Source organism: Pseudaminobacter soli (ex Li et al. 2025) (genome assembly GCF_029892515.1).
Classification (GTDB): Bacteria; Pseudomonadota; Alphaproteobacteria; order Rhizobiales; family Rhizobiaceae; genus Pseudaminobacter; species Pseudaminobacter soli_A.
The window spans coordinates 1,248,889-1,273,583 of the sequence record NZ_JARXVF010000001.1 but is presented as its reverse complement, the minus strand read 5'-3'; the positions used below and the strand labels follow the sequence as shown (position 1 = coordinate 1,273,583).

26 protein-coding genes are annotated in these 24,695 nt (G+C 65.2%); 9 read left to right on the top strand and 17 right to left on the bottom strand.

The features are described 5' to 3' along the window. Positions 1-58 precede the first annotated feature (58 nt). Entirely contained in the window at positions 59-679 is a 621-nt protein-coding gene (locus M2281_RS06000) for a glutathione S-transferase family protein (protein ID WP_280820167.1), read from the top strand. 35 nt (positions 680-714) lie between these two features. Here the strand turns inward: M2281_RS06000 and M2281_RS05995 are convergent, their stop codons facing one another. The 4 genes from M2281_RS05995 to M2281_RS05980 all read right to left on the bottom strand — a co-directional run bounded on the left by M2281_RS05995 (position 715) and on the right by M2281_RS05980 (position 3,740). Continuing rightward, the gene (locus M2281_RS05995) at positions 715-1,962 is read right to left on the bottom strand and encodes an RNA polymerase sigma factor (RefSeq protein WP_280820166.1); all 1,248 of its coding nucleotides are present in this window, start codon (positions 1,960-1,962) and stop codon (positions 715-717) included. A gap of 8 nt (positions 1,963-1,970) precedes the next feature. Then, positions 1,971-2,315: a YciI family protein gene (locus M2281_RS05990; protein ID WP_280820165.1), complete on the bottom strand. Its 345-nt coding sequence runs from the start codon at positions 2,313-2,315 to the stop codon at positions 1,971-1,973. Between the two features lie 287 nt (positions 2,316-2,602). Further along, positions 2,603-2,788, bottom strand: coding sequence for a hypothetical protein (locus M2281_RS05985; protein ID WP_280820164.1), 186 nt, complete (start codon positions 2,786-2,788; stop codon positions 2,603-2,605). A gap of 271 nt (positions 2,789-3,059) precedes the next feature. Continuing rightward, positions 3,060-3,740 carry an ArsR/SmtB family transcription factor gene (locus tag M2281_RS05980; RefSeq protein ID WP_280820163.1) on the bottom strand — a complete coding sequence of 227 codons (681 nt, stop codon included), beginning with the start codon at positions 3,738-3,740 and terminating at the stop codon, positions 3,060-3,062. Positions 3,741-3,792: 52 nt separating this feature from the next. Between M2281_RS05980 and M2281_RS05975 the strand changes: the two genes are divergently transcribed. From M2281_RS05975 to M2281_RS05965, 3 genes are all read left to right on the top strand, one after another. Further along, entirely contained in the window at positions 3,793-4,014 is a 222-nt protein-coding gene (locus M2281_RS05975) for a DUF1127 domain-containing protein (protein WP_280820162.1), read from the top strand. A 78-nt stretch (positions 4,015-4,092) separates the two neighbouring features. Continuing rightward, positions 4,093-4,425 carry an NIPSNAP family protein gene (locus M2281_RS05970; protein ID WP_280820161.1) on the top strand — a complete coding sequence of 111 codons (333 nt, stop codon included), beginning with the start codon at positions 4,093-4,095 and terminating at the stop codon, positions 4,423-4,425. After that, positions 4,422-4,766, top strand: coding sequence for an antibiotic biosynthesis monooxygenase family protein (locus M2281_RS05965; protein WP_280820160.1), 345 nt, complete (start codon positions 4,422-4,424; stop codon positions 4,764-4,766). Before M2281_RS05970 ends, M2281_RS05965 begins: the two co-directional genes overlap by 4 nt. 15 nt (positions 4,767-4,781) lie before the next feature. On the opposite strand, the gene mbfA is transcribed toward M2281_RS05965, so the two are convergent. Beyond that, entirely contained in the window at positions 4,782-5,765 is a 984-nt protein-coding gene (gene mbfA / locus M2281_RS05960) for an iron exporter MbfA (protein WP_280820159.1), read from the bottom strand. A 170-nt stretch (positions 5,766-5,935) separates the two neighbouring features. Between mbfA and M2281_RS05955 the strand changes: the two genes are divergently transcribed. Beyond that, a complete protein-coding gene (locus M2281_RS05955) occupies positions 5,936-6,253 on the top strand; it encodes a hypothetical protein (protein WP_280820158.1) in 318 nt (105 codons plus the stop codon). Between the two features lie 287 nt (positions 6,254-6,540). Here M2281_RS05955 and M2281_RS05950 read toward each other — a convergent pair whose 3' ends face one another. From M2281_RS05950 to M2281_RS05930, 5 genes are all read right to left on the bottom strand, one after another. Further along, positions 6,541-7,386, bottom strand: a complete 846-nt coding sequence (locus M2281_RS05950; RefSeq protein WP_280820157.1) for a DUF2066 domain-containing protein — start codon at positions 7,384-7,386, stop codon at positions 6,541-6,543. A gap of 61 nt (positions 7,387-7,447) precedes the next feature. Further along, on the bottom strand, positions 7,448-8,584 hold the full coding sequence (locus M2281_RS05945) for an ABC transporter permease (protein WP_280820156.1): 1,137 nt from the start codon (positions 8,582-8,584) through the stop codon (positions 7,448-7,450). Further along, positions 8,581-9,498: an ABC transporter ATP-binding protein gene (locus M2281_RS05940; RefSeq protein ID WP_280820155.1), complete on the bottom strand. Its 918-nt coding sequence runs from the start codon at positions 9,496-9,498 to the stop codon at positions 8,581-8,583. Before M2281_RS05940 ends, M2281_RS05945 begins: the two co-directional genes overlap by 4 nt. Before the next feature lie 75 nt (positions 9,499-9,573). Beyond that, entirely contained in the window at positions 9,574-10,518 is a 945-nt protein-coding gene (locus tag M2281_RS05935) for an HlyD family secretion protein (RefSeq protein WP_280820154.1), read from the bottom strand. Further along, positions 10,515-11,195: a CerR family C-terminal domain-containing protein gene (locus tag M2281_RS05930; protein ID WP_280820153.1), complete on the bottom strand. Its 681-nt coding sequence runs from the start codon at positions 11,193-11,195 to the stop codon at positions 10,515-10,517. Before M2281_RS05930 ends, M2281_RS05935 begins: the two co-directional genes overlap by 4 nt. Positions 11,196-11,271: 76 nt before the next feature. Here M2281_RS05930 and M2281_RS05925 point away from each other — a divergent pair, with 76 nt between their 5' ends. Together M2281_RS05925 and M2281_RS05920 are read left to right on the top strand one after the other, a co-directional pair. Further along, a complete protein-coding gene (locus M2281_RS05925) occupies positions 11,272-11,742 on the top strand; it encodes a CYTH domain-containing protein (RefSeq protein WP_280820152.1) in 471 nt (156 codons plus the stop codon). Then, positions 11,739-12,680: a CHAD domain-containing protein gene (locus tag M2281_RS05920; protein WP_280820151.1), complete on the top strand. Its 942-nt coding sequence runs from the start codon at positions 11,739-11,741 to the stop codon at positions 12,678-12,680. Before M2281_RS05925 ends, M2281_RS05920 begins: the two co-directional genes overlap by 4 nt. A 241-nt stretch (positions 12,681-12,921) precedes the next feature. On the opposite strand, the gene M2281_RS05915 is transcribed toward M2281_RS05920, so the two are convergent. Next, complete coding sequence (locus M2281_RS05915) at positions 12,922-13,761, bottom strand: LytTR family DNA-binding domain-containing protein (protein ID WP_280820150.1); 840 nt, start codon at positions 13,759-13,761, stop codon at positions 12,922-12,924. Positions 13,762-13,883: 122 nt separating this feature from the next. Here M2281_RS05915 and M2281_RS05910 point away from each other — a divergent pair, with 122 nt between their 5' ends. After that, on the top strand, positions 13,884-14,840 hold the full coding sequence (locus tag M2281_RS05910; protein WP_280820149.1) for a DUF6622 family protein: 957 nt from the start codon (positions 13,884-13,886) through the stop codon (positions 14,838-14,840). 4 nt (positions 14,841-14,844) lie between these two features. On the opposite strand, the gene M2281_RS05905 is transcribed toward M2281_RS05910, so the two are convergent. The 5 genes from M2281_RS05905 to M2281_RS05885 all read right to left on the bottom strand — a co-directional run bounded on the left by M2281_RS05905 (position 14,845) and on the right by M2281_RS05885 (position 22,314). Continuing rightward, positions 14,845-17,286, bottom strand: a complete 2,442-nt coding sequence (locus tag M2281_RS05905; RefSeq protein ID WP_280820148.1) for a GcvT family protein — start codon at positions 17,284-17,286, stop codon at positions 14,845-14,847. Beyond that, positions 17,283-18,173 carry a choline/ethanolamine kinase family protein gene (locus M2281_RS05900; protein WP_280820147.1) on the bottom strand — a complete coding sequence of 297 codons (891 nt, stop codon included), beginning with the start codon at positions 18,171-18,173 and terminating at the stop codon, positions 17,283-17,285. The genes M2281_RS05905 and M2281_RS05900 overlap by 4 nt, the downstream gene beginning before the upstream one ends. A 10-nt stretch (positions 18,174-18,183) precedes the next feature. Next, complete coding sequence (locus M2281_RS05895) at positions 18,184-20,196, bottom strand: ABC transporter permease (protein ID WP_425537705.1); 2,013 nt, start codon at positions 20,194-20,196, stop codon at positions 18,184-18,186. A 26-nt stretch (positions 20,197-20,222) separates the two neighbouring features. Continuing rightward, positions 20,223-21,248 (bottom strand): quaternary amine ABC transporter ATP-binding protein, encoded by a 1,026-nt coding sequence (locus M2281_RS05890; protein WP_280820146.1) that lies wholly within the window; start codon positions 21,246-21,248, stop codon positions 20,223-20,225. Positions 21,249-21,327: 79 nt separating this feature from the next. After that, positions 21,328-22,314 carry an ABC transporter substrate-binding protein gene (locus tag M2281_RS05885; protein ID WP_280820145.1) on the bottom strand — a complete coding sequence of 329 codons (987 nt, stop codon included), beginning with the start codon at positions 22,312-22,314 and terminating at the stop codon, positions 21,328-21,330. 253 nt (positions 22,315-22,567) lie between these two features. Between M2281_RS05885 and M2281_RS05880 the strand changes: the two genes are divergently transcribed. After that, positions 22,568-23,332 (top strand): DeoR/GlpR family DNA-binding transcription regulator, encoded by a 765-nt coding sequence (locus M2281_RS05880; RefSeq protein ID WP_280820144.1) that lies wholly within the window; start codon positions 22,568-22,570, stop codon positions 23,330-23,332. A 6-nt stretch (positions 23,333-23,338) separates the two neighbouring features. On the opposite strand, the gene M2281_RS05875 is transcribed toward M2281_RS05880, so the two are convergent. Next, entirely contained in the window at positions 23,339-24,691 is a 1,353-nt protein-coding gene (locus M2281_RS05875; protein WP_425537704.1) for a sensor histidine kinase, read from the bottom strand. Between the last annotated feature and the right edge of the window lie 4 nt (positions 24,692-24,695).

Below are 24,695 nucleotides of genomic sequence, written 5' to 3'. Positions count from 1 at the left end.
GGCCGGTCTTTTGTTGTCAAATCTCCCCAACCGGCGATAGGCCGGTGGGGAGGACTTCATGTACAGACTTTATACGCGTCCCGGCAGCGGCGGCTTTGTGGCCGAAGCGGCATTTGCGCTCGCCAATGTGCCCTATGAACGGGTCAATGTGGCCAAGTCGGAGGCCGGCGATCCGCAGTTCCTGAAGGTCAGCCCGCTCGGCCAGGTGCCGGCGCTGGCGCTGCCCGAGGGCGGCACGATGACCGAATCCGCGGCCATCTGCATCCTGCTGGGCGAGCGTCACCCCGAAGCGGGCTTGGCTCCCGGTCTAGGCGAAGAGGCACGTGCCGATTTCCTGCGCTGGATGGCGTTCATGTCGTCCACGCTCTATCCCGCCATCCTGCGCCGCTACTATGCGCCGCGCTATACCGCCGATCCCGACGGCAAGGTCGCCGTGGAGGATGCCGCCGTGGCGGAGATCGACCGCGGGCTGGGCATTGTCGATGGCGCGCTCGACGGCCGCGATTGGCTGGCGGGCGACCGCCTGTCGCTGGCCGATGTCTATCTGCTGATGCTCTATTGCTGGCACCCCGAGCCCCAAAGGGCGCGCGAGGCCTGGCCGAATATCGAGCGGGTCTGCGCCGCGCTGCGGCAGCATCCGGTGATCGTAGAGCTGAACGGCGCCCACGAAATGTGGTGAGCGAGCGCCGATAGCGGCAGGCAGGCCTGCCGCTATCACTCGGCGGTAAGCGTGGCCAGCTTGGCCTGCAGGAACCGTCTCACCGCTGGATCGGGTTCGAGACCGATGGCGCGGTGACAGGCGGCAGCGGCGGCGGTCCGGTCGCCGAGGCGTTCCAGAACTTCCGCGCGGGCGGCCCAATAGGGCTGGTATTCGGCGAGCCGCTGGTCGTCCGCGACCCCTTCGAGCATGCGTAGCGCCTCGTCAGCGCGCCCGGCCAGTGCCAGGGCGACGGCGTGGTTGACTGCGACCACCGGCGAGCGGGTGAGGGCGCCGAGCGCCGCGTAGAGGCTGGCGATAGCCGTCCAGTCGGTGGCGCCTAGATCGAGGCGAGCCGCATGCGCCGATTGTATCGCCGCTTCCAGCTGGTAGCGACCGACCTTGCCCATGCGCGCAGCACTCTGCAGAAGTGTTTCGGCCTCGCCGATCATGGCGGTGTCCCAAAGTGCCGTGTCCTGCTCGACGAGCGGCACGAAATCGCCGTAAGGACTGCGCCGGGCATGGCGGCGGGAATCCGCAAACAGCATCAACGCCAGAAGGCCCAACGCCTCCGGCTCTTGTGGCATCAGCGACACGACCAGCCGGCCAAGCCAGATGGCTTCGTCGGCAAGGCCCCGGCGGCGGCTTTCCGAGCCGTTCGGATCGGTCCAGCCTTCGGCATAGGCCGCATAGATCGCTTCGAGCACCGCATCGAGGCGCCCGTCGAGTTCCTCGCGCTCAGGCACGCGGAACGGGATGCCCGCCTGGCGGATGCGGCTCTTCGCGCGCACCAGCCGCTGCCCCATGGTGGCCGGCGGCACCAGGAAGGCGGAGGCGATGGTAGCGGCATCGAGGCCGAGGATGGTCTGCAACATCAAAGGCGCGCGCATGCCGGCTTCGATGGCCGGATGGGCGCAAGTGAACATCAGGCGAAGCCGCTCGTCCGGCAGACCTTCGCTTGCTGCCTGCGCCTCGACCTCATCGGCCATCAGGCGCAGGTGGTCCTCGGCCGCGACGCCGGTCTGCCGCCGGCGCATCTGGTCGATGCTGCGCCGGCGCGCCACCGTCAGCAGCCAGGCTTCGGGCCTTGCCGGCACGCCCTCAGTCGGCCAGCGCTCCAACGCTGCGGCGAAGGCGTCGGCCAGGGCGTCCTCCGCCCCCGCCACGTCGCGGGTGCGCGCGGCGAGAAAGGCAACGAGCTTGCCGTAGCTTTGGCGGGCGGCGGTTTCGGCTGCCGCCCGCGCAATGGCCATCGTGTCGGCCATCGGCTCGCCTACATCTCCCACAGCGGCCGCACCTCGACCGTGCCGTGTTCGGCACCGGGGCAGCGCGCCGCCCAGGCGATTGCCGCGTCGAGGTCCGGCGCCTCGATCATGTAGTAGCCGCCAAGCTGTTCGCGGGTTTCGGCATACGGGCCTTCGAGCACTTCGGTCTTGCCCGATCTGGTGCGCACCGTGGTGGCGTCCGCCGTCGGCCGCAAGCGCTGGCCGCCGAGCAGAATGCCGGCTTCCTGCATGGCATCGCTATAGGTGACATAGGCGGGGCTGACCGCCTTCACCCGCTCGGGGTTCGCCCGTGCAGAGGCTTCATCGACATAGATCAGCAGCATGTAACGCATGGGTATCTCCTCAACATTCCGGCACGCCTCATCGCGTGCCGGACGTATGTCGCGCGGCATCGCCCGTTTTCGACAATTGGTCGAGAAAATCTTCTGCCGGCCGCGCGACTTCGGCAAGGGCCGGTCGCGCGGCAGTCTTGGGAGGACTTCGAGGCAGAGGGTCGCCGGGCTCGCTGCCGTGACGGCGCGAGCGAGGTTTTAGCCGCGGCCGATAGCGACCGGACTTGCATGCCGACGAGCGCGGCCGGCGGCCCGCTCGTGGCGGTTAGCTTGTGTGATGGGGCTTATCACTGAAAGGACGGCCGCGCATCGAGCGCGGTGGCGCGATTTTTAGGCGTGGCAGTCGTCGTGCTGCGACGACGCTCGCAGGCAGGGCCGGGGCCGCGCATGTAGTGTCGTTCCGGACGATATGTCGGAGCGATGAATTCGCGCAGCGCGATCGCGTAGGTGGTGATGCGATTCAACAGTGTCATTGTCGTCAAAGTCCCGGTCCGTCGGAAAGCCCCTTCCGCATGTGGACCATCATAGGGGGTGGTCGTGAATAGTCGGTGAACGCGTTGTTAATCTTCGCCTGAAAGAGCCACGAATCATGGCGGAAAAGCGGAACTTTCGGGGTCTTTCTCCGGCGGTCGCGACCATAGGCGACGACTGTGACGGGAATGTCACGGAAATAGCGGCAAAACAAAGGCCCGCGCAGCACGGGCGACTCGTATTTCCAGCGCGAACGCGGCCGTCGCCGCGCGATCAGGCCAGGAAGGTCTTTTCGAAGGCGCGGCGGCCGGTCGGCGAGAACACCACCGCGCGGCTGTTCGCCTCGCGCCGCGCCCATTTCTCCGCAATGATCTTGTCGAAGATCGCAGCACCCAGAGAGCCCGCGAGATGCGAGCGGCGCACGCTCCAGTCCAGGCAGGCGCGGCAGAGCGGCCGGCGTGACTTCTTCAGCGCATCGGGTTCGATCCCGATCGCGCGGAAGAAGGAGGGGCCGGCTTCGCCCATGGCAATGCGCTCGCCGTCGCGCGCCAGGATGTTGCGGGCCAGAAAACCGTCGAGCATGGCCACCGCCTGGTCGCCGGCCAGATGGTCGTAGCAGATGCGCGCCTCGCGCATGCTGGCGTCGCGCGGGCCGGGGCGCACGCGCTGCGGCCCGGAGGCCTCCGCCACGCCCATGATCGATTCCAGCATCGAGGCCACCTGCGCATTGGCGAGGCCGTAATAGCGGTGGCGGCCCTGCGCGGCGAGCGACAGCAGGCCGCCTTCCATCAGCTTGGAGAGGTGCGAGCTTGCCGTCTGCACGGTCACGCCCGCTTCCAGCGCCAGCTCGCTTGCCGTCAGCGCGCCGCCGTCCATCAGCGCCGTCAGCATGTTGGCGCGGGCGGGGTCGCCCACCAGATTGGCTATGCGCGCTATGTCGGGTCCGTTTCGCATAGTTCGATGCTAATCGAAGCATTGTTGTCCAGCAAGGGCTATTCTCCCCTGCATGACAACCGAGAAAGACATCGCTGAAACCACCCGGGCTGCCATCGCCGGCGAAGGCTTGCGCACGATGTCGCGCAAGGTCCTGATCGGGCTCGGCAACTGGTACGACCGCTGGCAGCAGCGGCAGGACCTTGCCGACCTGGACGACCACATATTGCGCGACATCGGCATTTCTCCCCGCGAGGTCGAACGCGAATGCGCCAAGCCGTTCTGGCGGCGCTGAGCCAGCCTGACAGGAAATCCCGGCGGATGTTTCGATCTGGATCGAAGCATTGCCGTCACTGGAAACAAGGAGACGATCATGACCATCACCTGCTTCATCCGCTACGAGATCGAGCCGACCGGCAAAGCCGATTTCGAGCATTATGCGCGCAACTGGGGGCAGGCGATCCCGCGCTGCGGCGCCGAGCTGATCGGATACTTCGCCCCGCATGAAGGCTCGGCCACCACGGCCTATGCCGCCTATAACATCGACAGCCTTGCTGCCTATGAGGCATACCGGGCGAGACTGATGGCCGATCCGCTCGGCCGCGAAAACTTTCTCTTCGCGCAGGAGAAAAAGTTCATCCGGCGCGAGGACCGCATCTTCCTGAAAAATGTATCGCTGCCGCATGCGCCGCTGGTGCGGCCATGATCGCCGTCATCTTCGAGGTCACGCCCGCCGAAGGTCGCCGCGATGCCTATCTTGGCCTTGCGGCCGACCTGCGCCCGCTGCTCGACGGCGTCGATGGATTTCTCTCGATCGAGCGGTTCCAGAGCTTGTCCGATCCGGCGCGGCTGCTGTCGCTGTCGTTCTGGCGCGACGAGCAGGCGGTTGCGGCATGGCGCAACACCGAAGAGCATCGGCAGGCGCAAAAGGCGGGGCGCGGTGGCGTGCTTTCTGGCTACAGGCTGCGCGTCGCCCAGGTCTTGCGCGACTATGGCGCGCAAGACCGCAAGGCGGCGCCAGCGGACAGCCGTGCAGTGCACGGCTGAGCCATCTTCGATCTCTTACGAACTGCCGATCAGCACGCCGGCTGCCAGCACCAGCGCGCCGCCCAGCACCACCTGGAAGGTGGCGCGCATCCAGGGCGTTTCCATGTAGCGGTTCTGGATGAAGACGATCGCCCACAGCTCGAAGAACACCACGATGGCGGCGACGGACGTGGCGGTCCAGAAGTCGCGGATCAGGTAGGGCAGGGTGTGCCCCAATCCGCCCAGCGTCGTCATGACGCCGCAGGCAAGCCCGCGGATCAGTGGCGAGCCGCGCCCAGAAATCTTGCCATCGTCATGCGCGGCTTCCGTAAAGCCCATGGAAATGCCGGCGCCCACCGAGGCCGAGAGGCCGACGAGGAAAGTCTGCCAGGTGTCCTGGGTGGCGAAGGCGGCAGCGAAGATCGGCGCCAGCGTCGAGACCGAGCCGTCCATCAGGCCGGCAAGGCCCGGCTGCACCATGGTGAGGATGAACTGCTTGCGCTCGGTGGCTTCCTCCTCGGCGCGGACATCGCTGGTCAGGTGCTCGTGGCCGAGCCGCACGGCCATCGATTCATGGGTCTTTTCGGCCGCGGCAAGGTCGCCCAGCAGCTTGCGCGTTGAGGCATCGGAGGTGCGCTTGGCTGCCTCGATGTAGAAGCGGTAGGCCTGCTCCTCCATCTGTTCGGCCATGGCGCGCACCTTATCGAGGCCGAGCGGGCGCACCAGCCAGTCGGGCTTGCGCTCGTAGTAGCCGCGCACATGCTCGCGCCGGATGAGCGGAATGCGGTCGCCGAAGCGCTTGCGGTGCATGTCGATCAGCGCCGCGCGGTGGCCGTCTTCCTCTTCGGCCATTTCCTCGAACACCTTGGCCGATTCCGGATACTGCTCGGCAAGGCCGTCGGCATAGGCGCGGAAGATGCGCGCGTCGTCCTCTTCCGAGGAGATCGCAAGGGCTAGGATTTCCTGTTCGGACAGGGATTCGAAGGAGCGTCGGCCAAGGCCCAGAACACGGGAAAGCATGAGTAGAATCCACTAGTTTAGAATGATTCTAAACTATGCCGCGGCCGTGGTGAGGTCAATGGGCATGCTGTCGCAATGTGGCAGGAGAGAATGCGCGAGGCGCTGGTCTTGTTATAGGCTAATCTTCACCTATATAGGCAAAACTAAACCTATAGATGAAAGATGGTCCGATGTCAGCCAAGCAACCGCCTTTCGACCCCAAGCCCGTGCTTGAGCTCGTCGCCAGCATTGAAGCCGATCTCCTGCGCCTCAAGGGCATGCTGCAGCCGCCGGCACAAAAATTCGACCCGGCCGATCCGCGTAACAAGACAACAGACGGCAAGCTGACGGCCGACGGCGTCGAATGCTGCTATCGCATGTTCGACGAGGGCAAAAGCCGCTATTCGGTGGCGCAGACGATGAAGATTTCCTTCGCCGCCGCCACCCACCGCCTCAATTCCTGGCGCAAGGCCGGCGGCAAGAAGCGCCAGCGCGTGCTGTTGGGCTGATACAGGCGGCGCCAAGGTTTGACCGTAGGCTGTTTCGGTGCGTCCTTCGAGGCTCGCCTAATGGGCGAGCACCTCAGGATGAGGGAGGTTTGCGCTGACGGTCCTCACGAGCGAGGCTTGCGTCGGCAGTCCTGACGAACGGAGCTTGCGCCAACAGTCCTCACGAATGGGGCTTGCGCCAACAGTCCTCATCCTGAGGTGCGAGCGACGCGAGCCTCGAAGGACGCACCACCAAACCATGAGTTGAACTTGAGCGCCGACGCTCGGTAGCGCTCAAAAACAGCCGATCACTTCACGAGATCAGCCGGTTGGCCGTTGCCGGAGAGGATTTGTGCGGCGCCGGCGACGACATTGCGGAAAGCATCGTCGTAGCCAACCCCGCGCGCATGCCACTCATAAGTCTTGCCTCCAACCGGAAGGCGCCAGTCGGCTACCCAGCCCAGCGCCTTGTCGCTCCACGCGAGCGTCCCCGCGACCACCGTGTCATCGCCTGCGATGCCAGCGAGGTCGGCAAGCTCGGTCTTGGGCAGTGTGCCCACATCCTGCCCTTCTGCCGCAAGAGCGGCCTGTTCGGGCAGAAGGAAGGGGAGGGCGAAACGCTTGGACGCCGCTTCCAGCGAGCCGCGCATATCCTGATCCTGCGGGCCGCTGCTGTCGTTCGCCAGTGTGAAGCCCCTGCCTTTCATGTCACTGACCCGAACCAGCAATACGACGCGCGGGCGCGGTGCCGGCCAAGGCTTGCTGCCGAGCGCGCCGAGCAGTGCGTCGATCTTCGTCCGGTCGAAGTCACAGGTCAGGTCGTGCGGCCTGTCGTAGCTGCCTTGTTCGTCATGCAGCGGCCTGCCGGCAAGTCGGTCGCGATAGCCGAAGCCGGTTACATATGATCCCGCCTCTGCTGCCAGCCGGTTCACCCTTTCGCTGTCCGCAAGGCGCTGGTCGCCCGATACCCTGGCAAGAACGTCCTTCAGACAAAGCGCAAAACCCAGAGCCCGGCGTTCCTCGCCTTGCCCGCTGACCACCACGGTCGCGCGGTAGAGCGCGTCGGCATCATCCGCCACAGCCGGGCGACCGGAGAGCATCGCGGCCACAAGCAAGACCGCGAGCAGGCAAGCGGATTTTGAATCGAGACGCATCTGGTCTGGATCCCTGGGCCGGTTTTCCGCGAGGGTAGCAGTCCAGCCCTGCCGCGCAAGGTCAGTCCAGCGTGCGCCGGAACCGCAACAGCGCCATTGCCGCAAACAGGACCACGAACAACACGAGCGCCATAACCTCGCTGGCGATTGCCTGGAAGTCGGCGCCCTTCAGCATCACGCCGCGCACGATGCGCAGGAAATGCGTGAGGGGAAAGATCTCGCCCAGATACTGCGCCCAGTCCGGCATGCCCCGATAAGGGAACATGAAGCCCGACAGCATGATCGACGGCAGGAAGAAAAAGAAGGTCAGCTGCATGGCCTGCATCTGCGTGCGCGAGGCAGTCGAGATCGAGTAGCCGAGCAGCACCAGCGACAGCACGAAGATCAGCACGCTCGACATCAAAAGCGTCAGCGAGCCGACGAAAGGCACGCCGAACAGCAGCTTGGCCGCCACCAGCACCACCACCATCTGCACCGCGCCGACCACCAGATAGGGCAGCACCTTGCCCAGCATGATCTCGGAGGGCGTCGCCGGCATCGCCAGAAGGTTTTCCATCGTGCCGCGCTCGGTCTCGCGCGTCAGCGCCATGGCAGTCATCATCACCATGGTCATCTGCAGGATGACGCCCAGCAGGCCGGGCACGATATTGTATTGCGAGATGCCTTCGGGATTGTAGCGCCGGTGCACCACCACCTGCAGCTGGCTTCTGGCGTCGCTGGCCGCCTGCATCTGCATGCCTTTCGCGCGTAGCAATGCCTGGCTCGCCACGGTGCTTAATGTCGATATCGCGCCGGAGGCCACCGAAGGGTCTGTGGCGTCGGCCTCGATCAGGATCTGCGGGTTGTTGCCGCTGTCGACCCGCCGCTCGAAATCGGAGGGAATGGTGACGACGAAGGATACCGTGCCGTCGGAAATCAGCGCCTCGGCCTCCGCCGCGCTATGCACGATATGGTCGAAGCGGTAGTAGCCGGTCGTCTCAAGCGCCGACACCATGGCGCGGGTGTAGGGATCGTTGCTCAGCGTCACAAGCGCCGATGGCAGCCGCTTGGGGTCGTTGTTGATGGCAAAGCCGAACAGCATCAGCTGCATCAGCGGAACGATCAGCATCATCGCGAAGGTAACGCGGTCGCGCCGCATCTGGATGAATTCCTTCATCAGCATGGCGCCGAGGCGGCTGATGGAGAACAGGCCGTTCATTTCATGTTGTCCTTCGCGCCGGCCATGAACTGGATGAACACATCCTCGAGGCTGGTCTCGCCGGCCTGCACTTCCACGCCCTCGCGGTTTCTGATGCTTTCCAGTGCGGTCTCCAGCTTGGCGCGGCTGGAGCCCACGACATGCAGCGTCGCGCCGAAGGGCGCCACCTGGTCGACGCCGGGCTGGCCTTCGAGCACGCGCGCCACTTCGCCCAGATACGGGCCGGTGACCACGAAGGTGGTCAGCCCCGCGCGGGCGATCACCTCGTTCACAGTGCCGGTGGCCAGAAGCTTCCCGTAGGAGATGTAGCTGATGCGGTGGCAGCGCTCGGCTTCGTCCATGTAATGGGTCGAGACCAGCACCGTCAGCCCGTCATCGGCGAGGCGATGGATCTCGTCCCAGAATTCGCGCCGCGCCTTGGGGTCGACGCCGGCGGTGGGCTCGTCGAGTAGCAGGAGTTTGGGCTTGTGCATGATGCAGGCGGCCAGCGCCAGCCGCTGCTTCCAGCCGCCCGAAAGCGTGCCGGCCAGCTGGTTGCCGCGCGAGGTCAGGCCAAGCTCTTCCAGCGTGCGCCCGACATGCTCCTTCACCGGTTTCAGCCGATAGAGCCGGGCGACGAATTCGAGGTTTTCGGCAATCGTCAGGTCTTCGTAGAAGGAGAAGCGCTGCGTCATGTAGCCGACTTCGCGCTTGATCTTCAGGCCCTCGGTGCGGAGGTCGTAGCCCAGCACCTGGCCTTCGCCCGCGTCGGGGGTCAGAAGCCCGCACATCATGCGGATGGTCGTGGTCTTGCCCGAGCCGTTCGGCCCCAGGAAGCCGACGATCTCGCCCCTGGCCACGCTCATGCTGACATGGTCAACGGCCGTTGCACTGCCGAAGCGCTTGACCAGGCCTCTGACGTCGATGGCGTTCATCGCGCGCCGCCTCGTACAAGAAGCGCAATGCGGTCGAAAAAGGTGGTGTTCGGCATGGCCGGCAGTCCTTCGGCCTTACTCGCTCGTCAGATCGACATCGACGATCTGGCCCGGCTGCAGCGGCGAATTGGGATCGACCGGGTGTGCCTCGACCAGAAAGACCAGCTTCTGCCGGGTCTCGAGCGAATAGATGACGGGCGGCGTGAATTCCGGATCGGGCGAAACATAGCTCACCCGCGCCTTGATGCCGGGGGCGCAGCCATCGCAGCGCACGTTGAGCAGCGAACCCACCGTCACCGCCGAAAAACTTTCCTGCGGGATGTAGACCTTCAGCTTCACAGCGCCATCCGGCAGCATGGTGATGATCGGCGCGGAAGGCCCGGCGACGTCTCCGGGATTGCGGATGATGTCGGTCACGCGGCCCGGCGCCGGTGCTTCGATAGCGCGCTTGGAAAGGCGCCAGCGCGCCTGGTCGAGCACCGTCTGCGCGACCTTAACGGCGTTCTGCGCGGCGTTGATCGCCTCGGATCGTGCGGGCAGGCGGCCGACCGCCAAATTGGCCTCGCTTTGGCCGATTGCCGCCTGCGAGACCTCGACCTGTGTGGTCGTGTCATCGAGCTGGGCCTGGGTGGCGAAGCCGTGCTTGTTCAGGTCGCGCGTGCGGCCGAAGTTACGCTGCGCCTCAGCCGCCTGCGCCTTTGCGGTGCGGACGGAAGCCTCCAGCACCGCGATTTCTTCCGGCCGGCGGCCGACCAGCAGGTCGGCAAGCTGGGCCTTCGCCTGGGCGAGCGCGGCTTCCGCCTGCGCCACCATGATCCTGGCGTCTGTGTCCTCGGTCAGCGCGAGCGGCTTGCCCGGCTCGACGCGGTCGCCGCGCGCCACCGCGATGGAGCGTACCTGCGTCACTTCGATCGGTGCCAGCTGGACGAAGTCGCCCTCCACGTAGCCCACCGCCAGAGGCTGGGTACCACAAGCGGTCAGTAGCGAGGCGACGAATGGAATAGTGCAGAGCAGGCTCATTGACTGTGTGACTTTCGGGAGGCGAGTATGGCATCGAGATTACGCCCGGTGATGGCTGCGACCGCGTCGGCCTCGACCGAACCGATCGCGGCCCAGCCCATTCGGCGCTTGACCGCCTCCTGGCCGATGCGGAAATAGATGACCTGGCCGATGACGGTGAAGACGGTGAGCTTGGTGCTGTCAGCCTCGGCCGGCTCGCCGGTGGCGGCTTCCCATATGGCGCAGAGCCGCCGGTGCAGCGGCTCGAACACGCCGCCATATATACGGTCCAGCGCGGCGGTGGGGTGGGCAAGCTCGCGCAGCATGAACTGCACGATCTCGCCTGCCTCCGGCCGAGCCACGATGAAATGGACCATGCGGTCGAGGGCCGCGTGAAGCTGCCGCTGCGCGGCTTCAGCCGTGTCAGCCGGCTCACTAATGGGCACGAAGTCCGAAAGCGCCTGGTTGGCGAGGCCCTGGATGGTTTCGACGATGTAGTCGGCAGCGCCGAGGCGCAGGCCTTCCTTGCCGCCGAAATGGTAGGCGATGGAGCCGATATTGGCCTTGGCAAGCGCGGCGATCTCGCGCGTCGAGGTGCCGTCGAAGCCCTTGCTGCCGAACAGATGCAGCGCCGCATGAACGAGCGCGATGCGCGTCTGATCGCCGGATGCCGTCTTGTTTTCGGGCGCAATTTTCATGAGAAAAGTTTAATCAATTGATTGATTAATGTCAATGATCTTGTCCCCTCGGCCATCCTGCCTTTATTCTTATGTCATGGCTAAAGAGATCGAGCGTAAGTTCCTTGTTGCGAGTGAAGACTGGCGCGAAGCCGTCGTCGAAGTGCTGCCGATGCAGCAGTTCTACCTAGCAACCGCACCCGACCGCTCCGTGCGCGTACGCCTTCGTCAGGGCATCGCGATCCTGACCATGAAGTTCGGCGTCAAGGATCGGGTGAGGGAAGAATTCGAATATCCGATCCCGATGGCCGAGGCCGAGGAAATGCGAGCCTTCGCCATCGGCCGCGTGATTAAAAAGGTCCGCCACAAGGTCCGCCACCGCAACCATATCTATGAGATAGACGTTTTCGAGGGTGACTACTCGGGGCTCGTGATCGCCGAACTGGAAACGCCCGACGACGTGCCGGACGAAGACTTGCCGGCTTGGCTGGGGCGCGAGGTTACCGGCGAAGCCGCCTACTACAATGCCTCGATGGCGCTGCGGGAGCGACCTGGAGACATGCTTTGAACTACAGCATCGATCCGCACCTGCCGCTTACCGAGGAGGTGAGGCGGATCGCCTCGGAAGAAGTCGGTGCGGCGCTGGACGATCTCGCCGCCTCGCGCACCGAGCCCGAAGTCATGCTGCATGAATGCCGCAAGCACCTCAAGCGGTTGCGGGCCCTGTATCGATTGGTGCGCAGCGCCGATCAGGACTATTTCCGTGCTGAGAACGCTCGCCTTCGCGACGTGGCTCACTCGCTCGCGGGTGGCCGGGAGGCGACGGCGCTGATCGAGACGGTGGACCGTCTTGCCCAGGAATTCCCCGAGGACACGTCCTCAGGCGAGGTTGCGGGCGTGCGCAAGGCGCTGGTTTCGCGCCGCGACGTGCTGCTGCATCCGGACACGGGATTGCATATCGACATCGAGGTCGCGATCGCAAACTGCGAGCGGGGTCGTGCGGCGCTGGCCTTCTTCAAGCTGCCGGACAAGCCGCAGCGCGCGTCGGACCTGCTCGCCAATGGCTCGAAAAAGGCCATGCGCAAGGCAACCAAGGCGCTGGCGGTGGCTGCCAAGAACCGCACCGAGGAGAACTTCCACGAGCTGCGCAAGGCGGTGAAAGCCCACTGGATGCACATGATGCTGGTGGCCGATTTCTGGCCGCCCCCGGTCAAGCCGCGCCGCAAGGCGATCGATCAGCTGGGCGAGCATCTGGGTGAGCTCAACGACCTGGCCGTGTTGCGCAGGGTGCTCGGCGAGGAAGGCGCAAAGCTCGGCAGCCGCAAGGAGATCGCGTTCCTGGAGCGGCTCATCAAGCGCTCCGAAAAACGCCTGCGCAAGCAGTCGCTGCTCGAGGCAGGCGAACTTTTCGAGGACAAGCCGGGCAAGGCCACGCGCAAGCTGGCAAAGAACTACAAGGCCGACGCGAAGGGCGAAAACAGATCCGAGGAACTCGTCGAGAGTTGAGTGGCGGGGGCGGTGGTCCTGCCGAGCCCATCCCACCCGTTTGATGGTGCGTCCTTCGAGGCTCGCCCTTTGGGCTCGCACCTCAGGATGAGGGAGGTTTGTGCCGACGATCCTCATACTGACGGGCGAGTGAAGCAAGTCGCGCTTTGGACACGCGCCTCAGGATGAGATGTTGGAGCCGACGGTCCTCATCCTGAGGTGCGAGCGAAGCGAGCCTCGAAGGACGCACCACCAGCCCGCCTCAAATCTTGAAAATACCCGCCTCTCGCGCCGCCGCCTGAAAACCGCGGCTCACGGGCAGCAGCGCTCCGTCATTCATCTTCACATAGAGCTTGCCGTCCTTGCGCTGCGTGTCCTGCACAGCGTCCAGCGCCACCCAGTGCGAGCGATGGATCTGCACTCCCGCCACCGGGGTGGTCTCGCGCATGGCATCGGCTAGCCTGAGCAGGATCAGCGCCGAACCGCGATCGGTGTGCACATCCACATAGTGGTCCTGCATCGACATGTAGGTGAGCCTGCCGCGTGCGGTCGTGGGCAGCCGTTCTATCAGCTGCGGTCGCGCCACCAGCGGCGTAGTGTCGACGGTCGGCGAGGGCGCAGCCGCGGTCACGTCAGGCTCGGCCGAAGCTGTGACCTTTTCCTCCGCGTCGCGTCCCTGGATCAGATCGTAGAGAAACGAGATACCGGACGAAATCAGCGCCACGTTGATGAACAGCGCAGTCAGATCACCATTGACCCAATGCGGATCGGCAAACAGTGCGGTGTTGAGAAGCGCCACTGAAGCCGTGATCGGCACAGCCGCCACAAAGCCCGCGAACAGTATCCTCGCCCCGCGATAGCTTTGGCCGGGCAAGTAGTAACCGAGGATCAGCCCGATCACGACGTAGCCGATGACATAGGTCATCAGCGCCACGGCCAGCCAGTAGCCGATGCGCGGCAGGAAGGGCATCTGCGAAAAAGTGCCGAACGGCCCGACCACGCCGAGCATCACCGCAACCGTCAGGATGGTTGCCCAGAAGCGCGGGGAAAACGCCATCGCCTGCAATCTGCGAAGCGTGAAATGCAGCGGCCCTTCACTCACGAATTCGATCGTCCTTTCGCGAAAGCACGTTTGAAGCCTTGTCGAGTGCTCGCCATTGTCCGGGGCAACGGCAGGCCGTGATAGCTCGCCGACGGTTAAATTCCAACATAGGCAGAGACGACATGACCCTTCAACCGCTGCTGCAGGCTTCACCCGTCATCCAGATCCACGCCTATGCGGCCATCGCCGCGCTTTTGCTCGGCGCGATGGTGCTGTTCCGCCGCAAGGGCGACCGGCTCCACAAGCTCGGCGGCCGCATCTGGGTCGGCCTGATGCTCGTGGTGGCGTTGTCGTCCTTCTTCATCCACACAATCCGCATGTGGGGGCCGTGGAGCCCGATCCATCTGCTGTCGATCCTCACCCTGTTCGGGCTGGTCAAGGCAGTCATGATGATCCGCCAGCGCAAGGTCATGCAGCATGCGCGTATCATGAAGATGGTCTATTTCGGCGGCCTGGTGATCGCCGGCTTCTTCACCTTCATGCCCGGCCGGGTGATGCATGCGGTGCTATTCGGCTCGCCCGAGGCGGCTAACAATCCGGCAGTTACTGCTGCTCCCGCGTCAAGCGGCCCCGGCCTGACTGACATCGTTGCCGGCACGCCGCTTTGGGTCTGGCCGCTGCTTGCCTATTCGCTGTGGGCCGGCTGGAGCATGAGCCGCGACCGCGACACCGCGTTGTGGCGCATGGCCGTGATGCCGGCGCTGATCTTCGGCCTGTCGGTCTACGGGCTTGCCGCAAGCGGGCTGACGCTCGTCTCGCTCGCCGCCTATCTGGTCGGGGCCGGCCTCGGCGCCTTCATCGGTCAGGCCCTCGCCCGCCGCCGCCCCGCCGAGATCCTCTCCAATGGCTTGATCCGCCAGAAAGGCGACTGGCTGCCCTTCGCCCTCATCCTCGGCATCTTCGCCACCCGTTACGTCCAGGGCGCCGCACTTGCCATGAATTCGGAGCTGGCCGCCGACGCAGCCTTTACTCTTGGCGGCGCCTTCGTCTCGGGCCTGTTTGCCGCCACCATGATCGTACGCACCCTGGCCTCGCTGCCGTCGCAGGCGTTTAAGGGCGCGCCGGTGTCGGCGAAGTGAGGGGCTAGCCCTTCACCTTGCTGCCCGCCGGGTCGTAGAGCGGTTCGAGATGGATTTTTGCCGGGGTCCGCTCCATGGCGACGACGAGCTCGTATTCGCCCGAGGTAAGAAAGTCGTCGTCGACCCCATCGGCGTTGCGGACATAGCCGTAGCCGACCGGCTTGCCGACCGTGTAGCCATAGCCGCCGCTGGTGAGGTAGCCGACAGGCTCGCCGTCGCGCAGGATGGTCTCGCGGCCGACCAGAACGATGTCCGGATCGTCCACCGTGAAGCCGGCAAAGCGCTTCTTCGGCGTTGAGCCGTTCAGTTCATCCAGCGCGCGGCGGCCGAGGAAGTCAGTGTTCTTCTTCAGCTTCACCGCCCAGCCCAGGCCCGCCTCCTGCGGCGTGTCATTGGGCGTGATGTCCGAGCCCCAGGCGCGATAACCCTTTTCCAGACGCAGCGATTCCAGCGCGCGGTAGCCGACAGGGCGGATGCCCCAGGGCTCGCCGGCCGCCATCAGCGCGTCGAAGATCTCGCCAGTGGCCTCTATCGGCACGTGCAGCTCCCAGCCGAGCTCGCCGACATAGGTCACGCGCAGCGCCCGCACCACATGCCCGGCGATGAAGATTTCGCGGACGTGGCCGAAGGGGAAGGCAGCGTTCGAAACATCCGCGTCGGTCACCTTCGCCAGTACGCTCCTGGCGTGCGGCCCCATCAGCGACAGCGTGCCGAAATCCTCGGTCACGTCGGTCAGCGTCGTATCGAGTTCCTCGCCGATATGGTCGCAGATCCAGGCAAGGTCGTGCGTGCGGAAGCCGGTGCCGGTGACGATGTAGAACTTTTCGTCGGCCAGCCGCGCCACGGTGAGGTCTGCCTCGATGCCGCCGCGCGTGTTGAGAAGCTGGGTATAGGTCAATCGCCCCGCCGGCTTGCCCACGTCGTTGGCGCAGATCCAGTCCAGCGCCTTCAGCGCATCTGGCCCGGTCATCTCGTATTTGGCGAAGGACGACTGGTCGAAAATGCCGACGGCTTCGCGAACATGGCGGTGCTCGTCGCCGACGGGCGAGAACCAGTTTTGCCGCCCCATCGAATAGACGTCCCTGGCCTCCATGCCCTCGGGTGCGAACCAGTTCGGCCGCTCCCAGCCGAGCTTGGAGCCGAACACGCCGCGGTGCGCCTTTAGGCGCTCATAGAGCGGGGAGACGATGCGCGGCCGGCCGCTTTCATATTCCTCGTGCGGGAAGCCGATCGTGTAGTGTTTGCCATAGGCTTCCAGCGTGCGGTCGCACACCCATTGCCGGTCGCGGTGCAGGTCCGAGAAGCGGCGGATATCGACCACCCAGAGGTCCAGCGGCGCCTCGCCGTCGACCACCCATTGCGCCAGCACCCAGCCGGCGCCGCCGCCCGAGGCGATGCCGAAGGCGTTGAAGCCCGCACCGACGAACATGTTGTGGCATTCGGGCGCGAGGCCGAGGATGAAATTGCCGTCGGGCGTAAAACTCTCCGGGCCATTGATCATCTGCTTGACGCCGACCTGCCCCAGCGCGGGAATGCGCTCGATGGCCTGGGTCATATGCTGTTCGAAATGATCGTAATCGTCGTCGAACAGACGGAATTCCCAGTCGTTCGGCACGTCGCCTGTGGTCCAGGCCTGCGGGTTCGGCTCGTAGCCGCCCATCACCAGGCCACCCACCTCCTCCTTGAAATAGGTGCGGCGGTCGGGGTCGCGGATGGTCGGCGCATCGGTGGCGAGGCCTGCGATCTTCTCGGTGATGATGTACTGGTGTTTTACCGGCTGCAGGGGCACGTTGATGCCGGCCATCGCGCCCACCTGCCGCGCCCACTGGCCGGCGCAGTTCACCACTTTCTCGCAGGCGATGTCGCCCTTGTTGGTCTTCACCGCCGTGATGCGGCCGTCCTTCATCTCGAAGCCGGTGACGCGCACCTCTTCGAAGAGCTTCGCGCCATGCATCCGCGCGCCCTTGGCCAGCGACTGGGTGATGTCGGAGGGGCTGGCCTGGCCGTCGGTCGGCAGCCAGCTGGCGCCGACGAGGTCGTCCACCTCCATCAGCGGCCACATGCGCTTGACCTCTTCGGGCGAGATCAGGTGCATCTCCATGCCGAAGCTTTTCGCCGTAGTGGCGAGCCGGCGGTATTCGGTCCAGCGGTCCTGGTTGGTGGCGAGCCTGAGGCAGCCGGTCATCTTCCAGCCGGTGGCAAGACCGGTCTCGGCGTCGAGCCGCTTGTAGAGTTCGACCGAGTATTTCAGCACCCGGGTGATGGAGGCCGAGGAGCGCAGCTGCCCGACAAGCCCCGCCGCATGCCAGGTCGAGCCGGAGGTGAGCCGGCCCTGTTCGAGCAGCACGACATCGGCCTTGTGGTCGCGCGCCACGTGATAGGCGGTCGAGCAGCCTATGATGCCGCCGCCGATGACGACGATCTCAGCGTGGGAAGGCAGGGTCATGATGCGGTCTTTCCATAGGTCGTGCGGTAATGGTCGAGCGCGGCGTCGAGCCGGGCCAGGTTTTCAGCGGTGTAGGCGACGTAGTCGACGCCGGGGGCGGAGAGGTGGAGTTCGGAGACCATGCTCCATATCGCCTCGCGCAGCAGCGAGGCGCATTGCATGGCCGCGTGCGCCCGCCTTGTGGCAAGGTCCGGCTCGCGGCCGAGATAGGTGGCCAAGAGCTCCTCGGCTTCGTCCCCGGTCATGCCCGCATTGGAGGCGACGCCTGCAAGGTCGAACATCGCGGTCGAGAAGCCGGCATATTCGAAGTCGATGAGCCAGAGCCTCTCGCCATCGTCGAGGAAATTTGCCGGCAACAGGTCGTTGTGGCCGAACACCACCGGCAGCGCCACTTGCGCGCGCTCCAGCTCGTCGGCTATCGCGAGATAGCCGGGCAGCTCGGACGCCATGCGGCTGCCGCCCTTGTCCAGCGTGCGGGCATAGTCGCGGATGACGTGGAACACCCAGAACATGAAGCCGGCGCCCGAGACATGGCGCGGCATTTCCTCATGGAAGCGGCGCATCAGCCGAGCCAGCCGATCGCGGTTCTTGCGCACGTCGTCGGCGCCATACGTCCGGGCGTCGATGAAGGCCGAGACCATCAGGCCGCGCTCGGCATATTCCAGCGCCGGCGCGAAGCCGGCGGCGTGCGCAGCGCGCGCGGTCATGATCTCGCGTTCGCGAGAGACGTGATGGAACGGATAGTCCTTGCCGAAGCGCACCACATGCCGGCCCTTGGCATCGGTGACGAGATAGCTCTCATTGCTGATGCCCCCGCGCAGCGGCTCGATGCTGACCCCGCCGCTCCAGATCGGCAAAGTGCGGATGCGAAGCTCGTTGGTTCTCACGGTTTCCCCCTCATGCGAGACCCAGCCTTGCTTTGGTGCGCGCCGCGCCCGCCGAGATCAGCCGGTCGGCGATGATGGCGATGAAGGCGACTGCCAGCCCTGCCACCAGTCCCCGCCCGGTGTCGGCTTTGGTCAGCGCGATGTAGACCTCCTGTCCGAGATCGCGGGTGCCGACGAGGGCGGTGATGACCAGCATCGACAGCGCGAACATGATGGTCTGGTTGAGCCCCAGCATGATCTCGGGCAGCGCCAGCTTGAGCTTGATCTTGGTCAGGATCTGCCAGGGCGTGCAGCCCATGGCTCGGCCGGCCTCGATCAGCCGCGGGTCGACGCGGGTCAGGCCGTGCACCGTGTAGCGGATCGCCGGGACGACCGAATAGGCGACGACGGCGATCATGGCGGTGAAGTCGCCGACGCGGAACAGCATCACCACCGGCATCAGATAGACGAAGGAGGGCAGCGTCTGCAGCGTGTCGATGATGACGCGCACCCAGCTCCAGAGCCGCGCGCGCTCCGCCGCCAATATGCCCACCGGCACGCCGATCAGCATGGCGAGCAGCACCGAGATGCCGCAGAGATAGACGGTGATGGTTGCCTTTTCCCACTGGCCGGTGGCGGCGATGAGCGATGCGAGAAGGCCGACCACGATCGCCAGCCGGATGCCGCCCAGCCGGTAGCCGGCAAAGGCCAAGAGGCCGGTGACGCCCAGCCAGGGCAGGCCGCCCAGGAAACGCTTGAACGGCACCAGCACATTGAGGAGCACCGCGTTCTTGATAGCCTCGAACGTGTCGAAGAAGTTGACGTTGATCCAGGCCACGACATTCGACCAGAACGAGCCGGTCGAGAGCCGCAGGCTTTCGGGATAGGTTTGCACGAAGGGCAGAGCGAGGCCGGCGAGGCCCGTGACAAGCACGATCGCCAGCGCGGCCAGCGTATAGGGATTTCGCGCCACGAAGCTGGCGCCTACTGCACCCGTCGTGCCGGGCATTCCGGCGCGCTCGGCATAGGCCTGGCTCAAGCGGTCGAGCGCCACAGCTAGCGCGACAATGGCAAGGCCCGATTCCAGCCCTGCGCCGATATCGAGCCGCCGCAGCGCGGCCAGCACGTCGAAGCCGAGCCCGCCGGCGCCGATCATCGAGGCGATGATGACCATGTTGAGCGACAGCATGATCACCTGGTTGACGCCCACCATCAGGCTGTCCTTGGCGGACGGCACCAGCACCCGCCAAGTCATCTGCCGCCGCGTGCAGCCGATCATCTTGCCGAGATCGTGGATTTCAGACGGCACCGAGCGCAGCGAAAGCGTGGTGATGCGGGTCATCGGCGGCATGGCGTAGATCAGCGTCGCAACCACGGCCGCCGTCGGCCCGAAGCCGAACAGGAACAGGATCGGCACCAGATAGGCGAAGACCGGAATGGTCTGCATCAGGTCGAGCACCGGTGTCAGCGCCTTTTCGAAGCGCGGCCAGCGATAGGCGGCGATGCCGAGCGAGAGCCCTGCGACCACGCCGAGCGGCACCGCGACTAGGATCGAGGCCAGCGTCACCATCGCGCTCTGCCACTGGCCGAACACGGCGAGGAAACCGAAGCAGAGCCCGACGATGAGTGCCAGCCGCCGCCCGCCGGCGTGAAAACCCATCATGGTGACGATGGCGATCACCGCGATCCACGACAGCGGCGGCAGGATCTGTACTGCGCTCGAGCCCTGGCCCGACAGGAAGCCGGTCGAAAGCAGGCTGAGCGCCAGCCGGTAGGGCAGGTCGATGATGCTGGCGATGAAGCGCGTGAGGTCGGTGAAGGTGAAGAGGCCGAAGCTTGCCTGGTTCACCAGCCACTTCATGGCGTCGCCGATCCAGCGGGCCAGCGGCACCTGCCAACCCTTGGGATAGTCGAAAGCCCATTTCGCCATCGGCTCGCCAAGTCGCCACAACAGCAGGAACGCGGCGATCGCCACGCTCCAGGCGATGAGCGAGGCCTTGCCCGCGGCTCTCGCAAAGGCCGGAGCTTGCGCGGATGTTTCGATGGGGCGGGCCGGCGCGCTCACTTCGCTCAGCCCCGCATCATCAGGTCGACCACATCGGCGCGATGCAGCACGCCGACTTGGCGGCTGTCGCCGTCGACCACGCCAAGATGTTCGCTGTTCTCGCCGAAGACCGGCGCGGCTTCCGAGACGGTCGCGCGTGCCTGCACGGTTGCGGCCCCGTTCGGCATGCTGCCATTGGCCTGGCGCATGATCGAGGCGACGCGCACCACCTTGGCTTTCGGCACGTTGCGGGTGAATTCGGCCACATAGGCCGTGGCGGGGTTGAGCACGATGTCTTCCGGCGTGCCGGCCTGCACCACCGCCCCGTCCTTCATGATGGCGATGCGATCGGCGAGCCGAAGCGCCTCGTCGAAGTCATGGGTGATGAAGACGATGGTCTTCTTCAGAACCGACTGCAGGCGCATGAACTCGTCCTGCATTTCCCGGCGGATCAGCGGGTCGAGTGCGGAGAACGGCTCATCGAGGAACCAAAGTTCCGGCTCGACAGCCAGCGAGCGGGCGATGCCGACGCGCTGCTGCTGGCCGCCGGAAAGCTCGCGCGGGAAGGCATTTTCCTTGCCCGACAGGCCGACCAGTTCGATCATCTGGCGCGCACGCGCCTCGCGTTTCGCCCTGTCGACGCCCTGCACCTCGAGCGGGAAGGCGACATTGGCCAGCACGGTGAGATGCGGCAGCAGCGCGAAATTCTGGAACACCATGCCCATCTGGTGACGGCGGATCTCGATCATGCGGGCGTCGCTCGCCGCCAGAAGATTCTCGCCGTTGAACAGGATCTCGCCGGCGGTCGGCTCGATCAGCCGCGACAGGCAGCGCACCAGCGTCGACTTGCCGGAGCCGGAGAGGCCCATGATGACGAAGATCTCGCCGGAGCGGACCTCTAGGTCGACATTGCGCACCGCGCCGACCAGCCCGGCGCGGGAAAGCGCTTCGGCCGAGATGTCCGCCTTGGCCGAGGCCATGAATTCCCGGGCGCCGCTGCCGAATATCTTCGATACGTTGCGGCAAATGAGTTTCGGTTCCGGTGAAGGCATGATCCGTCCGGTCGCAAAGTCGTTTCAGGCACTGGGGGAAGAGGCCCGCCGCAACGCGCGGCGGGCATAAGCCGTCAGGCTATTTCTTGATCCACTCGGACCAGCGGGCCTCGTTGGCGGCCATCCATGCGGCCACCACGTCGTCGACCTTCTGGCCTTCGAGGTCGGCCTTGATGATCATCTGGCCCATTTCTTCGTTGTCGAGGCGGAAGGCCTTGATCGCCTTGTAGGCGCCCGGCCATTTGTCCTTCACGCCCGACCAGCCGACCTTCCAGATCGGGCCGCGCGGCTTGGCGCAGTCATAGAGCGCATCCGGATTAGCGCCCCAGGACGGGTCGGTGTAGCAGGCCTTCTCGTATTTCGGGAACTCGATCCAGTGGCCCTTGAACTTCACCGGCGCCCAGTGCGGAGCATAGATCCAGAGCAGGATCGGCGCCTTGCGTTCATAGGCAGATTCGAGTTCGGCAAAGAGCGCGGCATCGGTCCCGGCATGCACCACCTCGAAGGGCAGGCCCAGCGCCTCGACGCGCTCGTCATCGAAGCCGCCCCAGGTCACCGGCCCGCCAAGATAGCGGCCCTTAGGATAGGTCTCGGCGGTTGCGAAGGCCTCGGCGCATTTCTCGTCCTTCAGCGCTTCCCAGTTGGGCAGGCCGGGGCACTTCTCGGTCATGTAGTCGGGATACCACCATTCCTCGATGGCCTGCATGCCAGTCTCGCCGAGGTTTTCGACCTTGCCGGTGGCGGTGGCGGCGTCCATGGCGTCGCGCCCAGTCGTCTCCCACATCTCCATCGCGACATCGAGGTCGCCCGTCTCCAGCCCGGCGAACTGCGCCAGATAGTCGGCCTGCACGTAGTCGACGCTGTAGCCGGCCTTCTTCAGCACCTCGCCCATGATGTGGGTGGTGATGAGCTGGCCGGTCCAGTCATGCAGGGTCAGCTTGATCGGGTCGCTGGAATCCTCGGCGCGCGCCTGTGGCCCCGACGACAGAAACATGGCTGCCGACAGGGCCATCGCGCCGAGCGCTAATCTGGCCATGCGGCTGTTGAAACGACTGCGCGAATGCATGTCGAACCTCCCATTACCTTCTGGTTCTTCTTGTCTTGTGTGCCCCGTAGCTGCGTTGGCGCTTCTGATGCCGCCAATCGGCCCGGTGCTGTTCCCAGTGGCAATCTCACGCAGGGGAAAGCGGGTTGTCAATGTAGTTTTGTGGTATTTTGTGTTTTTGTGACCGATTGGCGCCCGTATTCGTTGCGATCATCGTTACAATTGCCTATGAAGCGGTCATGAAGGATGGAACTTCGGCAGAGCAGCGCCCATCATGAACCACTCCAAACGGCATGCGGAAATCCTGCGCATGGTACAGGACGAAGGCACGATCAGCATCGCCGATCTGGCTGACAGGCTGGGCGTGTCGCTGGAAACGGTGCGCCGTGACGTCAAGCCGCTGACCAGCGACGGCACGGTCATGAAGATGCATGGCGCGATCGGCTTGCCGGCGATCGTGGGCGAGGCGCCCTTCGAGCGGCGCATGCGCGAGAACAGCGAGGCCAAGCGCGCGATCGCCCGCCTGGTTGCCACCACCATTGTCGACGGCGAGTCGGTCATGCTCGACACCGGCACGACCACCAGCTACCTCGCGCGCGAGCTTCTCGGCCATCGCCGGCTGACGGTGGTGACCAATTCGTCCGACATCGCCCGCACCCTGGCGACCGTCAACGGCAACCGCGTCTATATGGCTGGCGGCGAGCTGCGCAGCGATTCAGGCGCGGCCTTCGGCATCTCGGCAATCGAGTTCGTCAGCCGCTTCAGCGTCAACCATGCCATCATCTCCATCGGTGCACTCGATGCAGCCGCAGGCGTCATGGACTATGACCTGGAAGAGGCGGAATTCGCGCGCATGGTGTTGTCGCGCGGCACGCGCTCGCTGGTGGTCACCGACCACTCCAAGTTCGGCCGGCAGGGGCTGGTACAGGTCTGCGGCTTCGGCGGTTTCGGCGAACTGGTCACCGACCGCGCGCCGCCGCCCGACATCGCCGCCGCCCTTGCCGCCGCCGGCACGCGGCTGACGGTGGCCGAGGCCTGAACGCCTCTAGGCGGCCAATGGCCTAAATGCCATGCGGAAGCAGGCGCCTTTGGCGACATCATCGACCACTTCGATATGGCCGCCATGCAACTGCATGATCTCGCGCACCAGGTTGAGGCCGAGGCCGGCGCCATGGCTTCGCGGGCGCAAGCGATGGAAGGGCTCGAAGATGCGCTCGCGCTCTTCCGGCGGCACGCCGATTCCCTCGTCCGCCACCTCGATCAGCGCCCGGGCCGACACGCCCACGCTTATCTTGCCGGCATTGCCGCCATGCTCGATGGCGTTCTGAATGAGGTTCATCACCGCGCGCTCGATGGATGTGCGGTCGCCCGAAACCATGACGGACGGCGCCTCGGCTTCGAAGTCCATCTCATAGCCGGCTGCAAAGGCGATGGGCGCGAGGTCGACCACCACCGTGCGGGCGGCATCGACAAGATCGACCGGGCCAAATGTCTCGCTCTGGCGGTCGAGGCGTTGCAGGTCGAGAAGCTGGTCGGTCAGGGTCGACAGCCGCGCCGTGTCCTGCAGCAGGCGCGCCCGCTCGGGCGAGGGCGGCAGCGCCGCGATGCGGGTGCCGAGGATCGCCACCGGCGTGCGCAACTCGTGGGCGGCGTCGGTCAGGAAGCGCTTGTGCCGCTCATAGCCGCGGTCGAGACGCCCCAGCGCGTCATTCACCGCCTTCACCAGCGGCAGGATTTCGCTCGGCACCTTGTCGGCCGGCAACTGCAGGCCGCGCTGGTCGATGTCGATGCGCTCGGCCGCCGCCGCAGCGTCTCCCAGACTGCGCAGCGCGCCGTGCACCACCCACGGCGTCACGAAAAGCGTCGACAGCGCCATGAGCCCGGTGAGGGGCAGGATGGCCTGCACAAAAAAGTTCGGCGCCTGCATGAGAACACGAAGGATCGAGAGCTCACCCTTCGTGCCGCACATGATCTGGATATTGCCGGCGGCCGTATCGGTCCAGCGCACCCTCACCTCGGGCGGCTCGGCTTCTCCGATCTTGCGGTCGAACCTGGCGTCGCTGATATTGTCCAGCCGCTCCGCAAAGAGCTGGAACTCGGCCGGCACTTTGCCTTCCTCCAGCCGGTGGCCCTCCTTGTCGCGGATGATGAACCACAGGTTCGGCACCGTGGCCCGCAGCTTGGCAAGTGCGGGCGTCTCCTTCAGCTCAAGTCCGCCGTCGGCGTCGCGCGTCGCCGCGTCGACCAGCACGTCCATGGTCCCGCCTTCATATTGGTGCGGGATCACGCCGGTGCCCAGCATGACGGCAAATATCAGCACGATGAGCAGTGTCAGCAGGATGCCCTGCAGCACCGCGATGCGGAAGACGAGGCGCCATTTCAGCGATCTGGATTTGATGCGG